An 18,204-nucleotide genomic window follows, 5' to 3' on the forward strand; every position below is an offset into this window, starting at 1 on the left:
CGTTGTTACAACTAGATGCCCCAGCGCAGGGCTGGCGTGTTAACGGGCTGGTCCCACAGCGTCAGCATCTCATCGTCTACTTTAAGCAGGGTGATGGAGACGCCTTGCATATCGAGCGACGTGCAATAGCTACCGATGAGCCTGCGCTCGATGATGATCCCTACCTGAGCCAGAATATCTTCAGCTTTCCGGTAAACAGCAAATAATTCAGATAACGGTGTGCCGCCGAGACTGTTAACCAGCACGATGACTTTGTCTCCCTGCTCGATTGCCGAGGTTACCCATTGCTCATCCTGCCATTGATCGCTGCTGCCGTTCCAGCGTTGCACAGTGCGTTGATACGGTGTGTTGTCGAGCAGTTGCGCCATCATGTCGCTGGTGGTTGTATCACAATCTGAATACGGCACCTTTTTGATACCCGGTTCGCCATGAATGCCAACACCAAACTCAACCTCGTTGTCTTTGAGTTGAAACCCGGGTTTTCCGGCTGCGGGCACCGTACAGGCAGAGAGAGCAACCCCTATCGAACGCGCTTGGTTGGCAATGCGTTTGGCCAACTCGCAACATTGCTCCAGGGTGTAGCCGACTTCAGTGGCTGCACCGAGTATTTTTTCTGCCAGAACGGTTGCGGCAACACCTCTGCGACCGGCTGTGTAAAGGCTGTCTTTAACTGCGACGTCATCGTCGATCAGGGTGGCCTGAACGTTTATGCCATCGGCATGCAGCAGTTCAACGGCTGCCTCAAAGTTCATGACATCACCGGTATAGTTTTTGACAAGAAATAGTACCCCTTCACCACGATCCACCTGTCGGCCGCATTCGTACATCTGATCTGGGGTAGGCGAGGTAAAAATCTCACCGGGGCATGCAGCATCAAGCATCCCATAACCCACGAAACCGCCGTGCATAGGTTCGTGACCGCTGCCTCCGCCAGATATCAAAGCAACCTTCGGACGTCCTTGAGCCGAGCGACAGATGTAATAAGGGGCAAGGTTTATAGTGAGCTCAGGATAGGCTTTGGCCATTCCCTCAAGCTGTTCTTTGACGACGTTATCAACGTGGTTGATCATCTTTTTCATTGGCGGCCTTTCAGACAGGGAAGCTGTCTGTTTATGTTAGTAGACGGTCGCCAAATTGCTTCATAGGACTGAACACAGAATGAAAGGCTCCATAGAGGAGCCTTGAACAAGGGATCACAAATTATATTCGTATTGCGAACGATAGCCGCTGCTAGTCGATCTTAATGGCGAGGCCTTCAGCGAGTGCCTGGCCCAGCTCTTTGTCTGCCTGATAGAAATGGAGTACTTGCTGTTTTTTGATCTGGTCGTTTTCAACGTCGCTCATCGACGCAATAACATTCCCGATGAGGCGTTGTTGCTGGTCTTTGTCCATCAGACGGAACAAGTTCCCCGGCTGGCTGTAGTAGTCATCATCGTAGTCTCTGAAATCGAAGTGTAGTGCCTCGCGCTCTAGCGCCAGTGCCGGTTCGGCATCGTGGCTCGGGGTATAGCTATTGTGGTGGTTTGGCGCGTAGTTAAGGTTGCTGCCGCCATTGTCGTCAGTGCGCATACTGCCGTCGCGATGGGTAGTATTAACCGCAGGCTTTGGCTTGTTTACCGGTAGCTGGCCATGGTTGACACCGAGGCGGTAGCGTTGCGTATCGCCATAGGAAAACAGGCGGCCCTGTAACATGCGATCTGGCGAATAGCCTATTCCCGGAACGATATTGGCAGGGGTAAAAGCGGCTTGTTCTACTTCGGCAAAGTAGTTATCCGGGTTCCGGTTTAGCTCCAGGGTACCCACATCGATCAGCGGGAAGTCGCCATGGGGCCAGACCTTGGTGAGGTCGAATGGGTGAATGGCATACTCACCGGCTTGCTTTTCGGTCATGATTTGGACTTTGACGTCCCATCGTGGAAATTGTCCTTCTTCGATACTCATAAACAGATCGACCTGAGAGGATTCCCGACTTTTACCAACGATAGTGGCGGCTTCCTCGTCGGTATAGTGGCGATGCCCTTGTTGGGTTTTGAAATGGAACTTGACGTAAAAACGCTCATTGTTTTTATTGATGAAGCTAAACGTATGGCTGCCGTAACCATTGATGTGGCGATAATCTGTCGGAATACCTCGATCACTGAACAGGATCATGATCTGATGAAGCGATTCGGGATGGCGAGACCAGAAATCCCAAGCGGCTGTTGCACTTCGAAGGTTTGTTTTTGGGTTGCGTTTTTGGGTATGGATAAAGTCAGGAAACTTCAGCGGATCGCGGATGAAGAAAACCGGCGTGTTGTTGCCGACAAGATCCCAGTTGCCTTCATTGGTATAGAATTTCAGTGCGAAACCACGCACATCACGCTCGGCGTCGGCCGCACCTTTCTCGCCAGCTACCGTCGAAAAACGCAATAAGACATCGGTTTGTTTGCCTACCTCAGAAAAAATATCGGCCTTGGTATATTGGGTGATGTCATGGGTTACTGTAAACGTACCAAATGCGGCAGAGCCTTTGGCGTGTACGACACGCTCGGGGATTCTCTCCCGGTCGAAATGAGCCAGCTTCTCTATAAGCCAAGTGTCTTGCAGCAAAACGGGGCCTCTGGCACCGGCGGTAAGGCTATTATCGTTATCGACGACAGGCGAACCATTTGCTTGAGTCAGTGTTTTCTTTGTCATGGGACAGCTCCTTTTGGGGTCTGAATTAAAGATAAGCTAGCCCGTTCAATAGGTGAAATTCGTAGTTTCTATCTTATCAATAAGTAAAACCACTTAATGAAAAGAGGTTACAAGCCTGAAGAGCTTATTGTGGATAAGCGTTTGGTGGAAAGACGTTTTGTGGATTGAGGTTATGAGGTGTTATGTCGAGAGTAGTAATGAAAGCAGTAAACGGGATACCCGCCCAAAGAGTAGGGTGGGTATCCTGCAGATAAGGGGTTATGGTTTCTTAGGAAGAAAATCAACCATTCTGATCCCTCTTGTTGCGTTGTAATAGAGTTTGCCTTTGAGTGCAGAGTACTCTTTTGAAGTTGCGTACTTTGGAAGTACAAGGTCAATACAGCGCAGTGAAGACTTTTTATCTTCAATGAACAGGCGGAAAAGAATGTTGTCCTCTGCATTGTAAACTTTTACTGCAGAAGGATACTTCGCTAGCGCTTTCTTGTTTGTTTTATAGTTCTTATAGATGCTTACCGTCGGGATTGCGACTGGCGTTGCGTCTTTTTTAGCGATGGCGACAGGGTTGATTAGCACAGCATTTTTCCCCATTTTTGCCCACCAGGCCTTGTGGCTCATTCCCGGTAGATAGTCGCTGGTCGATAGGGTCTTTTCCTTAATCTTGTCTTTCGGCATATCGTCAAGGCAAGTTGGGGGCGGTGGCTCGTTGGCAAATGCCTTGCTGAACAAGGCCCAGCGACTTTGCTTGATCGGACCAAGGGCGTCAACAATATCGACTTTATTGATATCGTAAGGCTCGCCGCCAAAGTTGATATAGTTCTTCGTTGGAAGCTTCTTGGGTGGTGTTTTACGCTTGTTGCTGGCTGTCTGATTCTTCTTTTTCTGCTGCTGTTGGTTCTGCTTTTTGCGCTCGTAATACTTGGCGGTTAAAAGCGTTGCATAGTGGTGATCGTAGTAGGCTTGCAGATCGTCGAAGTTATAGAATTCCAGCAATTCTACCCGGCGGTTAAGGGCTTTTCCCGCGGCAGTTTTGTTGGAGGCGACAGGCTGGTATTCGCCTAGTCCTTTGTAATAGACATGTTTATTGTTGACTTTGAACGTGAGCAATTCGTTGCTGATTGACTTGGCTCTCTTATCAGAGACTTTCAGGTTCAAGTCAGCCTTACCGCTGTTATCAGTATGGCCAAGGATTAACACATATGACTGCCTTTTGTTGATATTTAGCGAGCGACCGTAGAAGTAGCCTCGGTAAGAGCGGTTGGTGATCGTTGTCTCACCGGATTTGAATAATTTGAGAAACGTGGTTTTGGTGCCCACTTTCTGTTTGCTGCCGTTATTAGACAGGTAGATATCTTCAGTCCGGATGTCCATCTCGGATGCGTACATTTGGGCAAGTTGCTGGTCCGAATAGCCCTTTTTTTCGGTGGTCTTTACCTTATCGGTGGAAGAACAACCAGATAATACCAAGAGGAGACCCAAGCCTAAGAGTAGTTTTCTGGCAAGCTTCGAGCAGTTGTGTTGATAGCCAGTGAATACGTTAAGCACGTTGATAACCTAGTCCTTTTCAAAGTGGATCTTTTGCAGTCAGGGTTAAGTCAGCGATTGGACTACAAGATTCTATTTGTTTAAAGCAAACACCCAACAAGCCAACATAAGTTGGCTTGTTGGGTATTGAGTGTTACTTCATTTGGCTAAGTAACATAGGCCGCCCCATCCCCAGGAGCTTGGCATTACTTTGCTGGAAGTATCCCTGCCAGAAAGTCTGCAGTTGTTTCATCTTTTGAGTTGATACATAGGATTGACCGCCAGGTAGTACGCCGGTACCAATGATGTAGATATCCGCATTCGCAAAGTCTGTAAACATGCTCTTTTGGCTAACCAGAGCAAGCTCTTTCTGCGGGTCAATCGTACGGATACGGCCGTTACCGTAGAAGGAGGTAATATCCGAGTTTTCCAGCATGTCGCTAACGAGCAGAACAACCTTACGCTTGGCAGAAGAGTTGGCGACAATCTGGCTGGCAATGTCACTAAGGGTGCCAATCAGCTCGGTATTGGTTGGGGTTTCCTGGGCAACAAAAGAGTCTTTCAGTGTTTGACCGATTTTGTTGACGAAGAACACCGACTGCTTCTTCAGGCACTTATCAAGCTTCGCCAGCTGAGATTTTCTGACATGGTTACGTTGCTCGGGAGCAAGTGGCAGATCTGTTTTACCCTGAAACGCGATATTGGTATAGCCATCGTTGTAGAACGACGAGAACTGAACCATTTGAACAGCATCACCAGGTTCAAGGAAGCGCTTGATCTGCTGATACATTTCGCTCTTCATGTTGTCATGCAGGCTGTGCGCCATCGTGCGGTCGAGAACGATGAACAGTTCACGCTCATTCGAGTGGTTAACCAGCTCTTGAGGTAGTGAACTTGTACAGCTCGGCACATCATTGCGATCAATTGCAGCATTGGCAGACAGGCTGCAACCAAGAGTCAGCAGAGCCGGAAGAATCCATGATCTTTTCATTATGTGATCCTTGTTTATACCATTGCCTGAAGACGTGCCAGACGCTCTTCCGGCGTTTCTTCTTTCTGCTGCTTGATTTGTGTCATTGCCTTGATAACAACGTCATCAGACAGGCCTTGGATATCGCCATTCTTCACTCGAGCAATAATAGCAGGGTCAATCTCACCATCAGTTGAAGCAGCAGCTGGTGCTGCAGGTGTAACTGGTGCAGCTGCCGGCTGAGCGGTTGGTTGAATTGGCGCAGGTTTTACCTGCTCAACCAGCTCCACTTTTTGGGTGTGGCGCAACACTTCCAGCTTGATGAAGTTGATGAAACTACGGTTAGTCGGGTTGGCTGCCGCGTGCAGTACTTGCTGTTCACCAGAGTTCTTCTGGGCAAAGCGAGAAATTTTAGCCTGCAGATGAGACAGGACGCTCTGAGCAATACGGGCGACTTCATCGCGTTTCGCATTGTGGTGAGCGACGAAGCTGGTTACGTTTTCAAACTCATGAACAGAGCCGTAGGCATCTTTGGATTCTTTCCCCGAGAAGGTTGTTTTGAAACCCAGGTAAATACTGTAACACTGCATAGCAATGAAGATAACGGCCAGGATGATGAAGGTCGTCCAGCCTGCTTTCTTGTGGGCTGACATTTTTTCTTGCAAGGCTTTCTTATCTGCAGCGTCGTTCGTTTCGATCGCTTCTGCTGGTGGCGCAAACGGGTCGTCAAATGTGAACACGTCGTCAGTTGAAGATACTTCACCTTGAACTTCTTCAATGGCAAGTTTTTCAAGTACCTGCCCACGAACGTAGGTTGCACCCGAGGCAACGATAACAATGAAGATCAACGTTACGATTGTCATCACCCAGGTTTTGGAGAAGTTGGCATTAACCTTGTCCAGACGGTTAGCCATTTGCTGCCAGCCCGGTTCATTGTCATCGATGTGGTTTAGCTTCGACTTCAAGCTCACACTGTTGTTTGGCTCGATGATGTTTGGCTTGTTAGGCGAGTTCTGCCAACGTAGTCGTACTTTGTCGATTTGCTGGTTACGGTATAGCTCACCACCCATAGCGTGAGTAAGCACGACCAACAAAGCACTGATCAGCATTGCAATAGCAACCGCCGCTTCTTTTTGCAGTGCTTCACTCGCGTCCTGAAGGGTAAAGCCAGCCAATACATAGGCGAAACCAGCCGCTTCAATGAGAACCAGAACCGATAGACCAAGCCAGTGGTACCATTTAAGCGGAGTGATCCCTTTGTCTCCGACTTTGTCCAGGTAGATGCTTGCCTGTTGGTAATGTTCTTTATCGGCGCTGTATTTATCGTATTCGCGAACGAATGAGTTACAGACTTCACGCTCAGCGTTAAACCAACCCTGATCGTCCATTTCAAGACGACGTGATAGGCGGTTGTTGATACCGATGAGTGGAAGGCGGTAGGAAATTGACTTTAGCCACAGTGAAATTCTACTCCACCACACGTAAGTAATTACCAAGAAGGACAGTGTGGATACCACAATAGTCAGTAGCCCACGGTATTGTGAGGCTAACTGAATCAAATCGTTCATAGCTTCTCTCTTATTTTAGTGTTTGTTGATATACCTAGCATCATCAGTCCCTGATGATTGTTTAATGTTTGTTTCGAAAAACAGGCAGGCATTATCGATTGAACATTCACAAGTGAATGTAATTCAAAAACATGCTGCTTATGGGTTATGAATATTATTACCAATGTTTATCTTGCTTGATTATTGTTCGCTTTCGAGCAGTTTGGTAATAGCAAGAACTACAAAACTTAGCCATGTAAATTTAGTTAGCTCTATTAGTTTCTTAACTAAATGATAATATCATAAACTATACTGATTTTTCCAGTTAGCTTTCATTTTCATTGTGTTACATTCTGGTCAGACGACTTGAACAGTGTGTGACATTGAGCAATGTAAAGGTTATGTAAATGCAGCTCATCCAAGCGGTAAATACTTACTTATTGCTGCTCTTCTTGCAATGTACGGTTTTATGATAAATGTACGTAAAATTTATTATGGGATTTATTAAAAGTGCAAAAAATGCACACTTTTGATATGGGCTTATGGGAAGCTTTGCCATCATAGTATCGCTAGTGCCTTATCTCATTCTCAGTGAAGCATCTCATCAATAATATTATCGAGGGTTTTCTTATCGCGGCTACAGCTTTCAGACTTGTGTTGGCTAAGCTGTTCTGTATATACCCAAGCTCCTGACGAAATTTTGACACTCTAGCCTGAATTGAGTCGCCTATTTATAAGCCGGATTGGTTGTATTATGGCAGAGTACGCTTTGTGTTTATTGCGATGGACATTATTGATGCTGGACTGCTGGTTGATTGTTATCTCAACATCGGTTTTTGCCGAAGAGGGAGGAAGTGGCCATTACCTTCCCGGTTTTATGGCGTCGAGCATTGATATGTCGCTGTCAAATGAAGCCGTTTTAGTGCGCTTGATAGCTAACAGCTTTGAAGGAACATCGGGCAATTCAAAGTTGCCAATGGCTGGTCAAACTGTAACAGAGGCGGATATTGAGACTGACGAGGTCGCCCTAGATCTTCGCTGGAGCCCTGCCGGTGAATTTGCCGACGGCTGGGTGTTTAGTGCGGGAGTGACATTTCCTTATCTCTCGATGAGAGTATCGGCTGATATTGTGAATGAAACGGGGGGGCAAGATACTGTTTCTAGAAGAGTCGTATCAGAGCAAAGCGGTTTAGGGGATGTGATTATCCAGCCTCTGATGTTCTCTCATACAATCAACAGAGGGTGGTGGGGGGATTATCGTCTCGCTCTTTATGCCCCAACGGGCGATTACGAACTAGGGCGCCTGGCCAATACGGGTAAGAACTACTGGACCATTAGTCCTTCGCTGGGACTTGTGCATATCGAGCCTGCTATCGGCAGAGAGTTCTCTGTATATGGTGGAATAGATTTCAATAGCAGTAACAGTGATGCTGATTACCAGACGGGGACACAAGCTCACCTCGAGTCGACATTTGTTCAGAACATAATCTTGCTAGGAGGCTTTACCGGTATCGGCGTCAGCGGTTATTGGTATCAACAGTTAACTGGCGATAGTGGCCAAGGGGCTGTGCTGGGAGAAATGAAGAGCCAGGCTATTGGTATTGGCCCTGTATTGAGTTACCGAACTCAGTGGCATCGTACCAAACTTGCTGTTGAAATGAAGTGGCTTCATGACATAGAGGTGAGCCGACGATTTGAAGGTGACAACATTTCAATAAAAGTACGCGCAGAGTATTAAAGGTTGCAGGCGGGTTTGTCTAAGAAAAAACAGTGGTGATGCGCTGCCTGCAACCTTTACCTTACATATAATCTGTCTTAGAGCCTGTTATGACTTTGAGATTCTATTTAATTGGCTTAAAGCATATATCTATGCTTTCATAAACCACTCTGGTGGTATCCAGGAGCCTTTAACATATTTATTTCCCCACCTTGCTAGCTCTTGAAGAATAGGCAAGATATCTTTTCCTTTTTGCGTTAAAAGGTACTCATATCTTTTGGGGTGATCTTGATATGCATTCTTCGAAATAATTTCTTCAGCTTCAAGCCGTTTTAGTCTTTCAGCCAGCCTGTTAGTTGGGATCTTCTCTGGTGAGCTGACCAAATCACTATAGGTTTTCTTACCGCAATGAAGATCTCTCAGTACAACAAGTGTCCATTTATCTCCAAATATATCTAGGCTATTCACGATTGGGCAGCCAGAGCGTTTAAACGAAGGTTTGTTATCCATTGAGCACTCCACAAAAGCAACACTTCTGGATCTTAGTATAGTAACTTGCGTTTTTGAAGTTACATTACTATCTTTAATTTCAACTATGTAAACAACTAAGAGGCTACTCATGGAAAGGCTATCAGGCGAGTGTTTATGCGGTTCAATATCTTATGAATGTACCGAAGATGCAGTTATGGCAGGACACTGCCAATGTAATGATTGCCAGAAGATTAGTGGGGCAGGCCATATTTCAAACATTGCTGTGCCCAAAGGGAGCCTAAAGATAGTTGGGCAGCTTAGTTTTCACGAGAAGACTGCTGATAGTGGCAATGTGGTAAAAAGAGGGTTTTGCCCTAGCTGTGGCTGTCACATATATGCAGAAAATAGTGGTATGCCACTATTTGAGTTTATTCGGGTAGGTAGCTTGCACAATTTGGAGTTATTTAAACCTGAAATGGTCGTATATGGCAGTAGCGGAGCATCCTGGGACCATATGGATCCATCATTACCGAAATTTGAGACGATGCCTGAAATGTAGTGATGCCACACAAGATAATAAGAAGGGCCTCCAGTAAAAAGCTGGAGGCTGACTATTGAACGATAATGCGATGCCTTTTCTTTTATCTTCCGCATTTTTTACTTACAAATCCATGAATAATATTTCAGCTATTGAGGCTTGAGTCACGCTATCTCTCACGCATCAAAATACACTTACATTTATAATGGTTTTGCGAACATTGGCGACGGGAATCTGAATGGATGTCGCCATCGTGATATTAAACTGGCCAGCTAGCTTGTAATGCCTAGTTAGCTTCTCAATTTGATATTGCGAGGATAGGCACATGGAAAAACTAGAGAGGGCTAAAGCACTGTTTAAGCAGCCGCTAACATTGGATGAGCTACGAAAGCTCGACCAGTTGGAACGCGCGGCTAAAGGAAAAGAAAGGATGTATATCGGTGCGCTATGGGATGCTGCTTATGCCGCTGTGGATCCCATCGTTTTGCACCAGGCTCGCGTTGAAGGCTTGTTGTGAACAAGCGGTCTGTTGCCCCTAACTGAGGGCGCTCAACACGGCGACTAACTGATAATTGAATCGCTGAATAACTGAAGAAAAGCTGATCATATGATCGGCTTTTTTGTTGGCAGTGATAATGCGCTAAATACAACTATCTCATTGTTGCAATTGTATGTCTCGCTGCGGGTATATTGCATGATACGGCCTGTGGCTAATATCAACCCGTAATAAAGAATAACCCGTAAAGAAAGCTTTAGTAATCAAATTCCTATAGTTCGTGTAATAAAGTGTAATCGTTTCCGTCCCTGAATGGCTATAACATCTCTTTTGAATTAGTCAGTCAAATAATAACACCATCAATCAGGAGACTTATTATGTCAAACAATGTCAGTAACGTTGGCGCTTACGGCTCTCTTCTTCTACCTGAAGAGTTTCCCTTACAAATGGTCGCGGCTTTCGAAGTCATGCACTCTATTGTGGGCGTTGATTACAAACCGCTTGCTGGTCAGCAACAGGTCGTCGCCGGTATGAATTATGTCTATTTCTGCCGCGCACAACCTGTGTATCCTGATGCCGAAGCTTACATGGCTAAAGTACATATCTTTGTATCTCTGCCAGACCAGGAAGGAAAAGTCCATTATTCCATTACTGAAATTGAGCGTGTTGCGCCTTAATGTCCGCGACCTAGAAACTAATATTGGTTTAATTGGTAGCCCGGGTAAAAACATTTATCAATTTGAAGCAATCCGTCAAGGGACAGGAAGTGTTTTATTTAAGCATTTCCCTCCGGGCAGTAGCGAAGCGGTAGAAACGGTAGAAGTTACAATTGAAGTTGGTTAGGCCATCGTAGGTATTGGTTTTGTGACAAAGCAGGCTGTGTTTACAGCCTGCTTTTTATTATTTAGTTATTTCTTAAGAATAAACTCTTCAATCACCAGGGCAACACCATCATCGTCATTGCTGCTTGTTATATGGTTTGCTAAGGCTTTGGTATCTTCGGTGGCGTTACCCATCGCCACACCAAGGCCGGCATATTTGATCATGTGATGGTCGTTACCGGCATCACCCATACAGATCACTTCACTTGCATCAATCCCGAGGTGCTCAGCCAGCATGGCAACACCAGCGCCTTTGTTGCTTTTAGGGTTTAGCAGCTCAAGGAAGAATGGCGCACTTTGCACAATCGTGTACTGCTGGTATAGCGACTCAGGCAGCTGGGTAATCGCTGATGACAGAACTTCAGGATCCGCGACCATCATAACTTTGATGATCTCTTCGTCGTTGTCGAGCTCGGCAAAATCAATTTCAGTGACCTCTACGCCGTTGATCGTCGATTCGTGCTGGGTGTAGGTGTTGTTTTGAGGTGTGATCAGGCCGCGAGACGGTGAAAATGCATGGACGAACACACCCAGATCGTGGCTAAGGCTGGCAATATTCTTGGCATCACTGCCTTTCATGATTTGTTTTCTGATAATCTCTCTGCTTTCAACGCGCTGTACCAGCGATGCATTATAGCTAAGTACATAGTCGTCATTGCTGGTCATGCCTAGCTGTGCAAGGTAGTCCGCCATTCCCTCAAGTGGTCGGCCTGATGCTAATACGACATGAACGCCTTGTGCTCTGGCATCTTTAATTGCTTGCTTGGTACGTGCAGAAACCTCTTTCTGCGAGTTAAGCAGGGTGCCATCCATATCGAGTGCAACCAGTTTGTACATAGTGTGTATCCACAGTCAAAAATTTTAGAACGCACATAATAATCAATTTATGTGATCAACTCGACATAAATAGATGACAGTGTGCTTACCTGTTCGCTTATTACCGATAGAAAACTTAGTTGCAAGTACTTGTTAGCGACACTTTGCTTTATTTTGAATGGTATGTTGCTTACATTGAGGAATGAAACCAAGTCATGTCATAAGAGCTAGGGTAGGGGAAGTAAAGTGAGTAAAACGGTATATACGCAAGATGTGTTGCAAGGCCGGCAGGTGATAGAACATCTCCAGGCTGAAGAATTGCCTGAAGGGATCCACAGTTTTTGGTTTAGGCCGCAAAATAACGGTATCGGCCAAAGCTGGCATTTACCGGTGATCGTTTTTCGTGGAGAACCAGAGGTCGATGGCCCAAAAGTCATGATCACTGCTGGTGTTCACGGTGATGAACTAAATGGCGTGATCACGGCGCAGAAGATCATCCAGCAATTGCAGTCGCAGCCTATCAAGGGGACAGTAACCGTTGTGCCGATAGTGAATGTATCAGGGATGCTCATGCATAGCCGAGACTTTATCCCGTCTGATCCCGATGCCTCACCGACGAACATCAACCGTATTTTTCCGGGCAACCCGGATGGCGATGCTGCCCAGCGCTATATCGCTGCGATTTGGCAGAATTTGCTGGGCCATAATGCTGATTTTGCGATCGACTTACACACCCAAACCCGAGGTGCTGAGTATCCGCTTTATGTTTTTGCGGATTACCGTATTCCCCAAACTGTAAAAATGGCACGCCTGATGAACCCGGATTGCATTTTTGATGATCCCGGTGATGAAGGTGTACTTGAGACTGTCTGGAATCGAAGTGGTGTTCCATCGATTACCGTTGAGGTAGGTGCTGGCAAGGTGTTACAACCTGATATGATCGAGCGCTCTTTGCAGGGCGTTTTGAACATTCTAAAAGCCGAAGGTGTTATTGAAGGTGAGCCGAAGCCAGCCACTCAGGAACATTATGAGGGCAAGAAAGTGATCACTGTACGTTCAGAAGTCGGAGGCTTTGCATTGCCTCAGGTGGAAATTGGTTCTCGTGTTGAAGCCGGACAGTTGGTTGCGATTCAATATGATAGCTTCGGCGATGAACTTCAGCGTTATGAAGCCCCATCAAGCGGCTATGTGCTCAGTGTCAATCAGGACCCTATGCGTGAGCCGGGCACCTTATTGGTTCGCTTGCTTAAGTAGTATGTCGCATTGATATAAGGAACTTGTGGATTTACGGGCATCATGACGGTATAGTGCGGGGCATTATGTAGAGGGCGATTTATTCGCCTTTTATTTTGGCCTTATACCGTACGGCGTTCGCGCAGGTGAAAAGTTGCAGTGTAGAAAAAGCAGAAGTCAGAGAGTTGTAATGAACATAAAAGAAGAAGTGTTAATGGTAAAGAAGGCAACAGTCTCAAAAGTGGGTATAGCTGGTTGGGGAAGCTTCAAAAGGGCATTGAAAGCAGCTACTAGCATTGTATTGATTGCATTCGGAGGTACTGCCACTGCAGGCCAGGTATCACTAGGTGCAATAACCTCTTATGCGCCTGAAGTCTATCGTGATACCGATGCTAATGTTGTTGTAATACCTGCCGTAGGCTACGAAAGTGAACATGTATTCTTCCGTGGTTTTTCTGCAGGGGTAAGGTTATATCCAATCGGTACTCCGACAAATGTGATCTTCCGGCTGGCCTATGATCCAAGAACACTGAAGCCTTCAGACTCAAATGATGCCAAAATTCAGAAACTGGATGAGCGTGAAGCATCGGTGCTTGGTGGTATCAGCTATCAGATGATCTCGCAGGTTGGTGTTTTTGAAGTCGGAGCCGGTACTGATCTGGGTAACAAGCATAACGGCTTGTACGCGGAAGCGTCTTGGAGGTTACCAATCAGGATGAACCGCTTCGGTATCACGCCACAGCTTGGTTATTCGTATAATAGTGATCGTATTAACAACCATTTATATGGTGTTTCAAATGAGGAGTCGCTACGTTCTGGTCTGGATGTATTTGATGCCGATTGGGATGGCCAATATTTCGTGGGGTTGAGCGGGTATGTCTTTGTAACAGAAAGCCTAAGGCTCAATGCAAGTGTCCGATATACCAACCTGGAAGGTGATATCGAGAAAAGCCCGATTATCGCGGCGTCAGTAACCAGCCAGGGCTCTATCGGTATTTCTTATGTTTTTTAAGTTAATCGACTAGTTAAATGCTAAGAGGTCAGTAAGCTGGTAAATACTTACTGACCTCTTTTACCTCTGCCATACTATCAGACTTAATCTCGTCTATGGATTAGTAGGCTTGGCAAGCGAGCGAATGACCTTCGGCCTTAGCTTGATGATTTCGCTGGCCGAAAGTGCCCCTATAACAATCATCCCCATGGCAGTCGCTGTTGTAAGCGTCAGTGATTCATCAAAAATCACAACAGCCATCAAGGCCGCGATAACAGGAGTAAACGAGCCCAGGGCCGCGCTCATCTCTGCACCAAGCCGCGAAATAGCATACCCATAACTGAAGTTGGCGATGATCCCGGCGGCGATCCCTTGAATTAACAGGTGAAAGACGACATTACTAGCCGGGGCTGCCATCACGTTAAATTCAACCCAGTCCATCACATAGAAAACCGGTAACAACAGGCAGGCCGAGATGGCCAGTATGGCGCCGCCAACAATGGGAGACAGGCCACTCACCCGCAACCCAATGGTGTACCAGGCCCAGCTGAAACTTGCTGCCAGTAGTAACCCGTGCCCTTGTATAATTTGATGCTGACCACTCGATAACGAGTGGGCGATAAACAAACCTATACCGATAAATATCAAACCAATGCCCAGTTTCCTGATATGGGATATTTTTTCACGATAGCAATAAGCCGCGATGGATGACACGAAGAGGGGGAGGATCCCCGGAATTAGTGAGGCACCATCGGCAACAGGTGCTAAGCGTAGTCCATTGGCCGCCAATAGAAAGAAAGGCAAACCGGCGCCGAAAGCGATGGCAAGAAGGTAGCGTTTGGGTGTCGCTTTGATTTGATTTGCCTTGGGCAGGCTCAAGACGCCGAATACCAGTGCCGCAGGTATGAAACGTAGTAGTGCTATATCCCCGACAGTGAGCGGTGACTGACCTGAAGCCCTTAGCGAGATGAAGAAACTGGCCCAAATGAGTAGGGTTGCCAACATTGCGAGTAAACCCAACCCTTTTTCCTTTTTTGCCGCTAGTTCCATTTTATAGTCCGCGATTTATTTGTCTGGAATAACAGTATGAATAATTATCCAGGGTTAAAGTTGGCAAAAGAGCAGGGTATTGACACCTTGCTTGATAAATATTACCAATATGTGAAGGATAATTGGTTATTTTGGTTAGTGAGGTGTGGATGGACAGGAAAGACAAGCAGATATTGGCGGAGCTACAGGGTGACGTACGTAAAACCACGGCAGAAATTGCAGATGCCGTTGGGTTGTCTGTCTCTCCCTGCGCCCGACGGATCAAATTGCTTGAATCTGAGGGGGTGATAGCGGGCTATCAGGTCAAGCTTAATCGGCAGAAGCTGGGTTTGATGATGACATTCTTCGTCAACGTGAGTTTAAGCAATCATCGTGACCAGGCTATCAGCGAGTTTGAAAATGCCGTCGAATGCATGCCTGAAGTGATCAGTTGCCATGTGATTTCGGGCCAATATGACTATTTGTTAGAAGTCGTGAGTAAAGATCTACAGCACTATGAAGGCTTTATGCGTAAGCTACAGACTCTCAATATGGTCAAGGATATCAATACCAACCTTGCGATCCGCCCTGTGAAACAAGGAACACCTTTGCCGGTAACCTAGCAGAAAGTGCCTGCTCACTCTCAATGGACTCACATACAGCTTCGCTATTATTTGATTTTACGGTTTTATATTCCTATAAATCAAACAGATGGAAATTGTTTGCCGAACCGTGTTTATTTACGGTGCAACATACGCACCGGTGGCAAATATAAGCTGTTGCTATTGAGGTTAATGTTGATTATGTGTGAAAAATGCAATGCTGCAATGATTCGTGTTCATCGCAATTGGTGGCAAAGGCTGGTTTATGCGTCCATCTGGAAGTGCTCTAACTGTGAACATGTTATCAAGCTATGAGTGATCAAAAGAGAATACGTTGGCAATAAAGAAGCCCACCACAATATGTGATGGGCTTACTGTTACTCGTGGCTAATTTCTTACTGATTACAGCGCTGTTTCTAAGATAGCTCGGCTGTCTGCAATAGCAATGTTTCCGTGCTCGCCCAGTGCTTTCATGCCATGCTTTTCAAGGCCGGCGACTAGTGTGTCAATCGCTGATGCATCAAGGTCGACATCTGCAAGACGTGTTGGTACTTCCATCTGCTTGAAGAAAGCAATAGTTTGGGCAATGGCAGTATCAATGCGTTCATCAACAGAGCCTTCGGTAATACCAAAGATACGTTCGCCGTACTGAAGCAGTTTGGCTTCTTTGTCGGCACGACGCTCTTGCATGACGGCAGGCAGAACGATGCTCAGAGTACGGGCATGATCGATACCGTAGTTGCCAGTAAGCTCATGTCCAATCATGTGGGTCGTCCAGTCTTGAGGAACACCGACACCGATCAGGCCGTTAAGCGCCTGAGTTGCCGACCACATAACATTGGAACGTACATCCATATCATCTGGAGTCGCGAGTGCTTTAGGGCCTTCTTCAATAAGGGTAAGTAATAGACCCTCGGCAAAACGATCCTGCACTTTGGCGTTTGCAGGGAAGGTCAGGTATTGCTCCATCACGTGAACGAAGGCATCAACAACGCCATTTGCAACCTGGCGAGGCGACAGGCTCAAGGTTGTTTTCGGATCCAGTACAGCAAAAATTGGCTGAACCAGCGGAGACATAAATGCCAGCTTGTCTTTACCGCGAGAGACAACAGCGCCCATGTTGTTTTCCGAGCCAGTTGCCGGTAAGGTCAGTACGCAGGCAAGTGGCACGGCTGCTTTTACCGCTTCATTTGCTGCCAGGATGTTCCATGGGTCTTCCCCTTCGTAGCTAGCTGCTGCAGCAATGAACTTTGTACCGTCGATAACTGAACCACCGCCAACGGCCAGCAGGTAGTCATAACCTTCTGCTTTGATCATATCAACGGCTTTCATCAGGGTATCGTATTGTGGGTTTGGCTCGATACCAGCGAACTCTCCCCATTGGTGATCAGCCAGTGCCGCTTCTACTTGCGCGTAGACACCGTTGCTTTTGATTGAGCCACCACCATAGGTAACCAGAACTTTCTTATCTTTCGGAATATCATTGGTGATAGCAGCGATCTGGCCTTCACCAAAATGAATACGGGTAGGGTTTTGATAAGTGAACTTGTTCATCATTGTTCTCCGGTGAGAGTCATTATCAGCCTTTACACGGCCTTAAATTGATAGGGTATAGTCTAGGAGAGTTCTGGTAACTGTTTAATACACGATTCTCTCTAATGCTTGCCTAATTCTACTTTTTTATGGGAGGTGCTTGCATTCGTGACTGTAACGGCGATGATGGCTCTATCGGAGGTAGACATGAACAATACAGTCAGCTTAGCGACATCGCTATGTGAACAACACGGGCTGGATAAGCAGATAGGGCGGGTCGATACCAGCTTACCGGGTGTCAGGTTATTCAGAATAAATAAATACCATAAAGTGACGCCTCAGATGTACCAGCAGGGCGTGGTGATTATTTTTCAGGGCAACAAGGTAGGCCATTTGAATGACTACCGTTTTGAATATGATACGGAGCATTGTCTGATTGTGGCAACGCCTTACCCTATAGCCTGTGAAACCTTTGCATCGGAAGAGTCACCGCTCATCGGGATTGATATAGGGTTCGACCTTACTGTCATCCAACAGCTTGTTGAGCTAATCGAACAACATGGAGATCCTGGCATATTAAGCGCCGAGCCGAATGGGCGTGGTGTCGCAGCTGCCCGGATCACCCCTGATATAACCAGTTGTATGACTCGCTTGCTGAAGGCGTTACATAATCCGCTTGATTCAAAGGTGTTGGGGCCTCAGATTGTACGGGAGTTCTTTTATCTGCTCTTGCAGGGGGAACAAGGTTACCTACTTGCCCAATACTGTAAGCAAGATAGCGCCCTGTCTCGGGTATCTAAAGTTATCAATCATGTGCAGGCCCATTATGAGCAAAAGCTGGCGATTGATGATCTGGCCGATATGGCTGGGATGAGCGTGTCTTCATTTCATCGTGCCTTTAAGCAGGTTGTGACGGATCCTCCGCTGCAATACATCAAGAAAATCCGATTAAATAAAGCAAGGACCCTGATGGTACAAGACAGAATGCCAGCCAATGTTGCGGCTGTAAAAGTCGGTTATGAAAGTGCTACCCAGTTCAGCCGCGAATTCAAGCGTTACTTTGGTCTGCCGCCGAGTAAGGCAGCCGATATCGGATTTGTGCAATAGGCGTCGCTACTATTAATCATTGTGTCTTGATTGGGCTTTATCTGCTTCATTGGCGATCTCATGGCCAGCTCGGCAG

General features: G+C 46.6%; 18 protein-coding genes. 9 read left to right on the forward strand and 9 right to left on the reverse strand.

Going from position 1 to position 18,204, the window contains the following annotated elements; translation table 11 throughout:
• Window positions 1–11: 11 nt before the first annotated feature.
• The 5 genes from dhaK to L4D19_RS05930 all read right to left on the reverse strand — a co-directional run bounded on the left by dhaK (window position 12) and on the right by L4D19_RS05930 (window position 6,735).
• Window positions 12–1,079 carry a dihydroxyacetone kinase subunit DhaK gene (dhaK, locus tag L4D19_RS05910; RefSeq protein ID WP_428451656.1) on the reverse strand — a complete coding sequence of 356 codons (1,068 nt, stop codon included), beginning with the start codon at window positions 1,077–1,079 and terminating at the stop codon, window positions 12–14.
• A 151-nt stretch (window positions 1,080–1,230) separates the two neighbouring features.
• Window positions 1,231–2,676, reverse strand: coding sequence for a catalase (locus L4D19_RS05915; RefSeq protein WP_428451657.1), 1,446 nt, complete (start codon window positions 2,674–2,676; stop codon window positions 1,231–1,233).
• 258 nt (window positions 2,677–2,934) lie between these two features.
• Complete coding sequence (locus L4D19_RS05920) at window positions 2,935–4,059, reverse strand: OmpA family protein (protein WP_428451658.1); 1,125 nt, start codon at window positions 4,057–4,059, stop codon at window positions 2,935–2,937.
• 292 nt (window positions 4,060–4,351) lie between these two features.
• Window positions 4,352–5,188 (reverse strand): hypothetical protein, encoded by an 837-nt coding sequence (locus L4D19_RS05925; protein WP_089153686.1) that lies wholly within the window; start codon window positions 5,186–5,188, stop codon window positions 4,352–4,354.
• A 14-nt stretch (window positions 5,189–5,202) separates the two neighbouring features.
• Entirely contained in the window at window positions 5,203–6,735 is a 1,533-nt protein-coding gene (locus L4D19_RS05930) for a hypothetical protein (protein WP_428451659.1), read from the reverse strand.
• A 733-nt stretch (window positions 6,736–7,468) separates the two neighbouring features.
• On the opposite strand from L4D19_RS05930, the gene L4D19_RS05935 reads away from it, so the two are divergent.
• On the forward strand, window positions 7,469–8,452 hold the full coding sequence (locus tag L4D19_RS05935) for a SphA family protein (protein WP_428451660.1): 984 nt from the start codon (window positions 7,469–7,471) through the stop codon (window positions 8,450–8,452).
• Between the two features lie 129 nt (window positions 8,453–8,581).
• On the opposite strand, the gene L4D19_RS05940 is transcribed toward L4D19_RS05935, so the two are convergent.
• Window positions 8,582–8,941 carry a winged helix-turn-helix transcriptional regulator gene (locus L4D19_RS05940; RefSeq protein ID WP_428451661.1) on the reverse strand — a complete coding sequence of 120 codons (360 nt, stop codon included), beginning with the start codon at window positions 8,939–8,941 and terminating at the stop codon, window positions 8,582–8,584.
• Window positions 8,942–9,050: 109 nt separating this feature from the next.
• Between L4D19_RS05940 and L4D19_RS05945 the strand changes: the two genes are divergently transcribed.
• From L4D19_RS05945 to L4D19_RS05960, 4 genes are all read left to right on the forward strand, one after another.
• Complete coding sequence (locus L4D19_RS05945; RefSeq protein ID WP_489685910.1) at window positions 9,051–9,461, forward strand: GFA family protein; 411 nt, start codon at window positions 9,051–9,053, stop codon at window positions 9,459–9,461.
• 304 nt (window positions 9,462–9,765) lie between these two features.
• Window positions 9,766–9,957 carry a hypothetical protein gene (locus L4D19_RS05950; protein WP_075765859.1) on the forward strand — a complete coding sequence of 64 codons (192 nt, stop codon included), beginning with the start codon at window positions 9,766–9,768 and terminating at the stop codon, window positions 9,955–9,957.
• Window positions 9,958–10,313: 356 nt separating this feature from the next.
• Window positions 10,314–10,613, forward strand: a complete 300-nt coding sequence (locus tag L4D19_RS05955; RefSeq protein WP_160648985.1) for a hypothetical protein — start codon at window positions 10,314–10,316, stop codon at window positions 10,611–10,613.
• On the forward strand, window positions 10,600–10,779 hold the full coding sequence (locus L4D19_RS05960) for a hypothetical protein (protein WP_428451662.1): 180 nt from the start codon (window positions 10,600–10,602) through the stop codon (window positions 10,777–10,779). The genes L4D19_RS05955 and L4D19_RS05960 overlap by 14 nt, the downstream gene beginning before the upstream one ends.
• Window positions 10,780–10,844: 65 nt before the next feature.
• Here L4D19_RS05960 and yidA read toward each other — a convergent pair whose 3' ends face one another.
• Window positions 10,845–11,654, reverse strand: coding sequence for a sugar-phosphatase (yidA, locus tag L4D19_RS05965; protein ID WP_428451663.1), 810 nt, complete (start codon window positions 11,652–11,654; stop codon window positions 10,845–10,847).
• 225 nt (window positions 11,655–11,879) lie between these two features.
• Between yidA and L4D19_RS05970 the strand changes: the two genes are divergently transcribed.
• Together L4D19_RS05970 and L4D19_RS05975 are read left to right on the forward strand one after the other, a co-directional pair.
• Window positions 11,880–12,887, forward strand: coding sequence for a succinylglutamate desuccinylase/aspartoacylase family protein (locus L4D19_RS05970; RefSeq protein ID WP_428451664.1), 1,008 nt, complete (start codon window positions 11,880–11,882; stop codon window positions 12,885–12,887).
• A 169-nt stretch (window positions 12,888–13,056) separates the two neighbouring features.
• Window positions 13,057–13,878, forward strand: coding sequence for a MipA/OmpV family protein (locus L4D19_RS05975; protein WP_428451665.1), 822 nt, complete (start codon window positions 13,057–13,059; stop codon window positions 13,876–13,878).
• A 93-nt stretch (window positions 13,879–13,971) separates the two neighbouring features.
• On the opposite strand, the gene L4D19_RS05980 is transcribed toward L4D19_RS05975, so the two are convergent.
• Complete coding sequence (locus tag L4D19_RS05980; protein ID WP_428451666.1) at window positions 13,972–14,907, reverse strand: DMT family transporter; 936 nt, start codon at window positions 14,905–14,907, stop codon at window positions 13,972–13,974.
• Window positions 14,908–15,056: 149 nt separating this feature from the next.
• Between L4D19_RS05980 and L4D19_RS05985 the strand changes: the two genes are divergently transcribed.
• The gene (locus L4D19_RS05985) at window positions 15,057–15,509 is read left to right on the forward strand and encodes an Lrp/AsnC family transcriptional regulator (protein WP_428451667.1); all 453 of its coding nucleotides are present in this window, start codon (window positions 15,057–15,059) and stop codon (window positions 15,507–15,509) included.
• 381 nt (window positions 15,510–15,890) lie between these two features.
• On the opposite strand, the gene L4D19_RS05990 is transcribed toward L4D19_RS05985, so the two are convergent.
• Entirely contained in the window at window positions 15,891–17,042 is a 1,152-nt protein-coding gene (locus tag L4D19_RS05990; RefSeq protein ID WP_428451973.1) for an iron-containing alcohol dehydrogenase, read from the reverse strand.
• Window positions 17,043–17,228: 186 nt separating this feature from the next.
• Between L4D19_RS05990 and L4D19_RS05995 the strand changes: the two genes are divergently transcribed.
• Window positions 17,229–18,128, forward strand: coding sequence for an AraC family transcriptional regulator (locus L4D19_RS05995; RefSeq protein WP_428451668.1), 900 nt, complete (start codon window positions 17,229–17,231; stop codon window positions 18,126–18,128).
• The last annotated feature ends 76 nt before the right edge of the window (window positions 18,129–18,204 follow it).

Origin of the sequence: Photobacterium kasasachensis (assembly GCF_050336885.1) — a bacterium.
Classification (GTDB): domain Bacteria; phylum Pseudomonadota; class Gammaproteobacteria; order Enterobacterales; family Vibrionaceae; genus Photobacterium; species Photobacterium kasasachensis.

Coding starts and splice junctions, on each gene's coding strand:
- L4D19_RS05985 (WP_428451667.1), top strand. CDS start 15,057: ATGGACAGGAAAGACAAGCAGATATTGGCGGAGCTACAGGGTGACGTA.
- L4D19_RS05980 (WP_428451666.1), bottom strand. CDS start 14,907: ATGGAACTAGCGGCAAAAAAGGAAAAAGGGTTGGGTTTACTCGCAATG.
- L4D19_RS05955 (WP_160648985.1), top strand. CDS start 10,314: ATGTCAAACAATGTCAGTAACGTTGGCGCTTACGGCTCTCTTCTTCTA.
- L4D19_RS05940 (WP_428451661.1), bottom strand. CDS start 8,941: ATGGATAACAAACCTTCGTTTAAACGCTCTGGCTGCCCAATCGTGAAT.
- L4D19_RS05990 (WP_428451973.1), bottom strand. CDS start 17,042: ATGAACAAGTTCACTTATCAAAACCCTACCCGTATTCATTTTGGTGAA.
- L4D19_RS05915 (WP_428451657.1), bottom strand. CDS start 2,676: ATGACAAAGAAAACACTGACTCAAGCAAATGGTTCGCCTGTCGTCGAT.
- L4D19_RS05945 (WP_489685910.1), top strand. CDS start 9,051: ATGGAAAGGCTATCAGGCGAGTGTTTATGCGGTTCAATATCTTATGAA.
- L4D19_RS05975 (WP_428451665.1), top strand. CDS start 13,057: ATGAACATAAAAGAAGAAGTGTTAATGGTAAAGAAGGCAACAGTCTCA.
- L4D19_RS05935 (WP_428451660.1), top strand. CDS start 7,469: ATGGCAGAGTACGCTTTGTGTTTATTGCGATGGACATTATTGATGCTG.
- dhaK (WP_428451656.1), bottom strand. CDS start 1,079: ATGAAAAAGATGATCAACCACGTTGATAACGTCGTCAAAGAACAGCTT.
- L4D19_RS05950 (WP_075765859.1), top strand. CDS start 9,766: ATGGAAAAACTAGAGAGGGCTAAAGCACTGTTTAAGCAGCCGCTAACA.
- L4D19_RS05995 (WP_428451668.1), top strand. CDS start 17,229: ATGAACAATACAGTCAGCTTAGCGACATCGCTATGTGAACAACACGGG.
- L4D19_RS05925 (WP_089153686.1), bottom strand. CDS start 5,188: ATGAAAAGATCATGGATTCTTCCGGCTCTGCTGACTCTTGGTTGCAGC.
- yidA (WP_428451663.1), bottom strand. CDS start 11,654: ATGTACAAACTGGTTGCACTCGATATGGATGGCACCCTGCTTAACTCG.
- L4D19_RS05920 (WP_428451658.1), bottom strand. CDS start 4,059: ATGTACGCATCCGAGATGGACATCCGGACTGAAGATATCTACCTGTCT.
- L4D19_RS05930 (WP_428451659.1), bottom strand. CDS start 6,735: ATGAACGATTTGATTCAGTTAGCCTCACAATACCGTGGGCTACTGACT.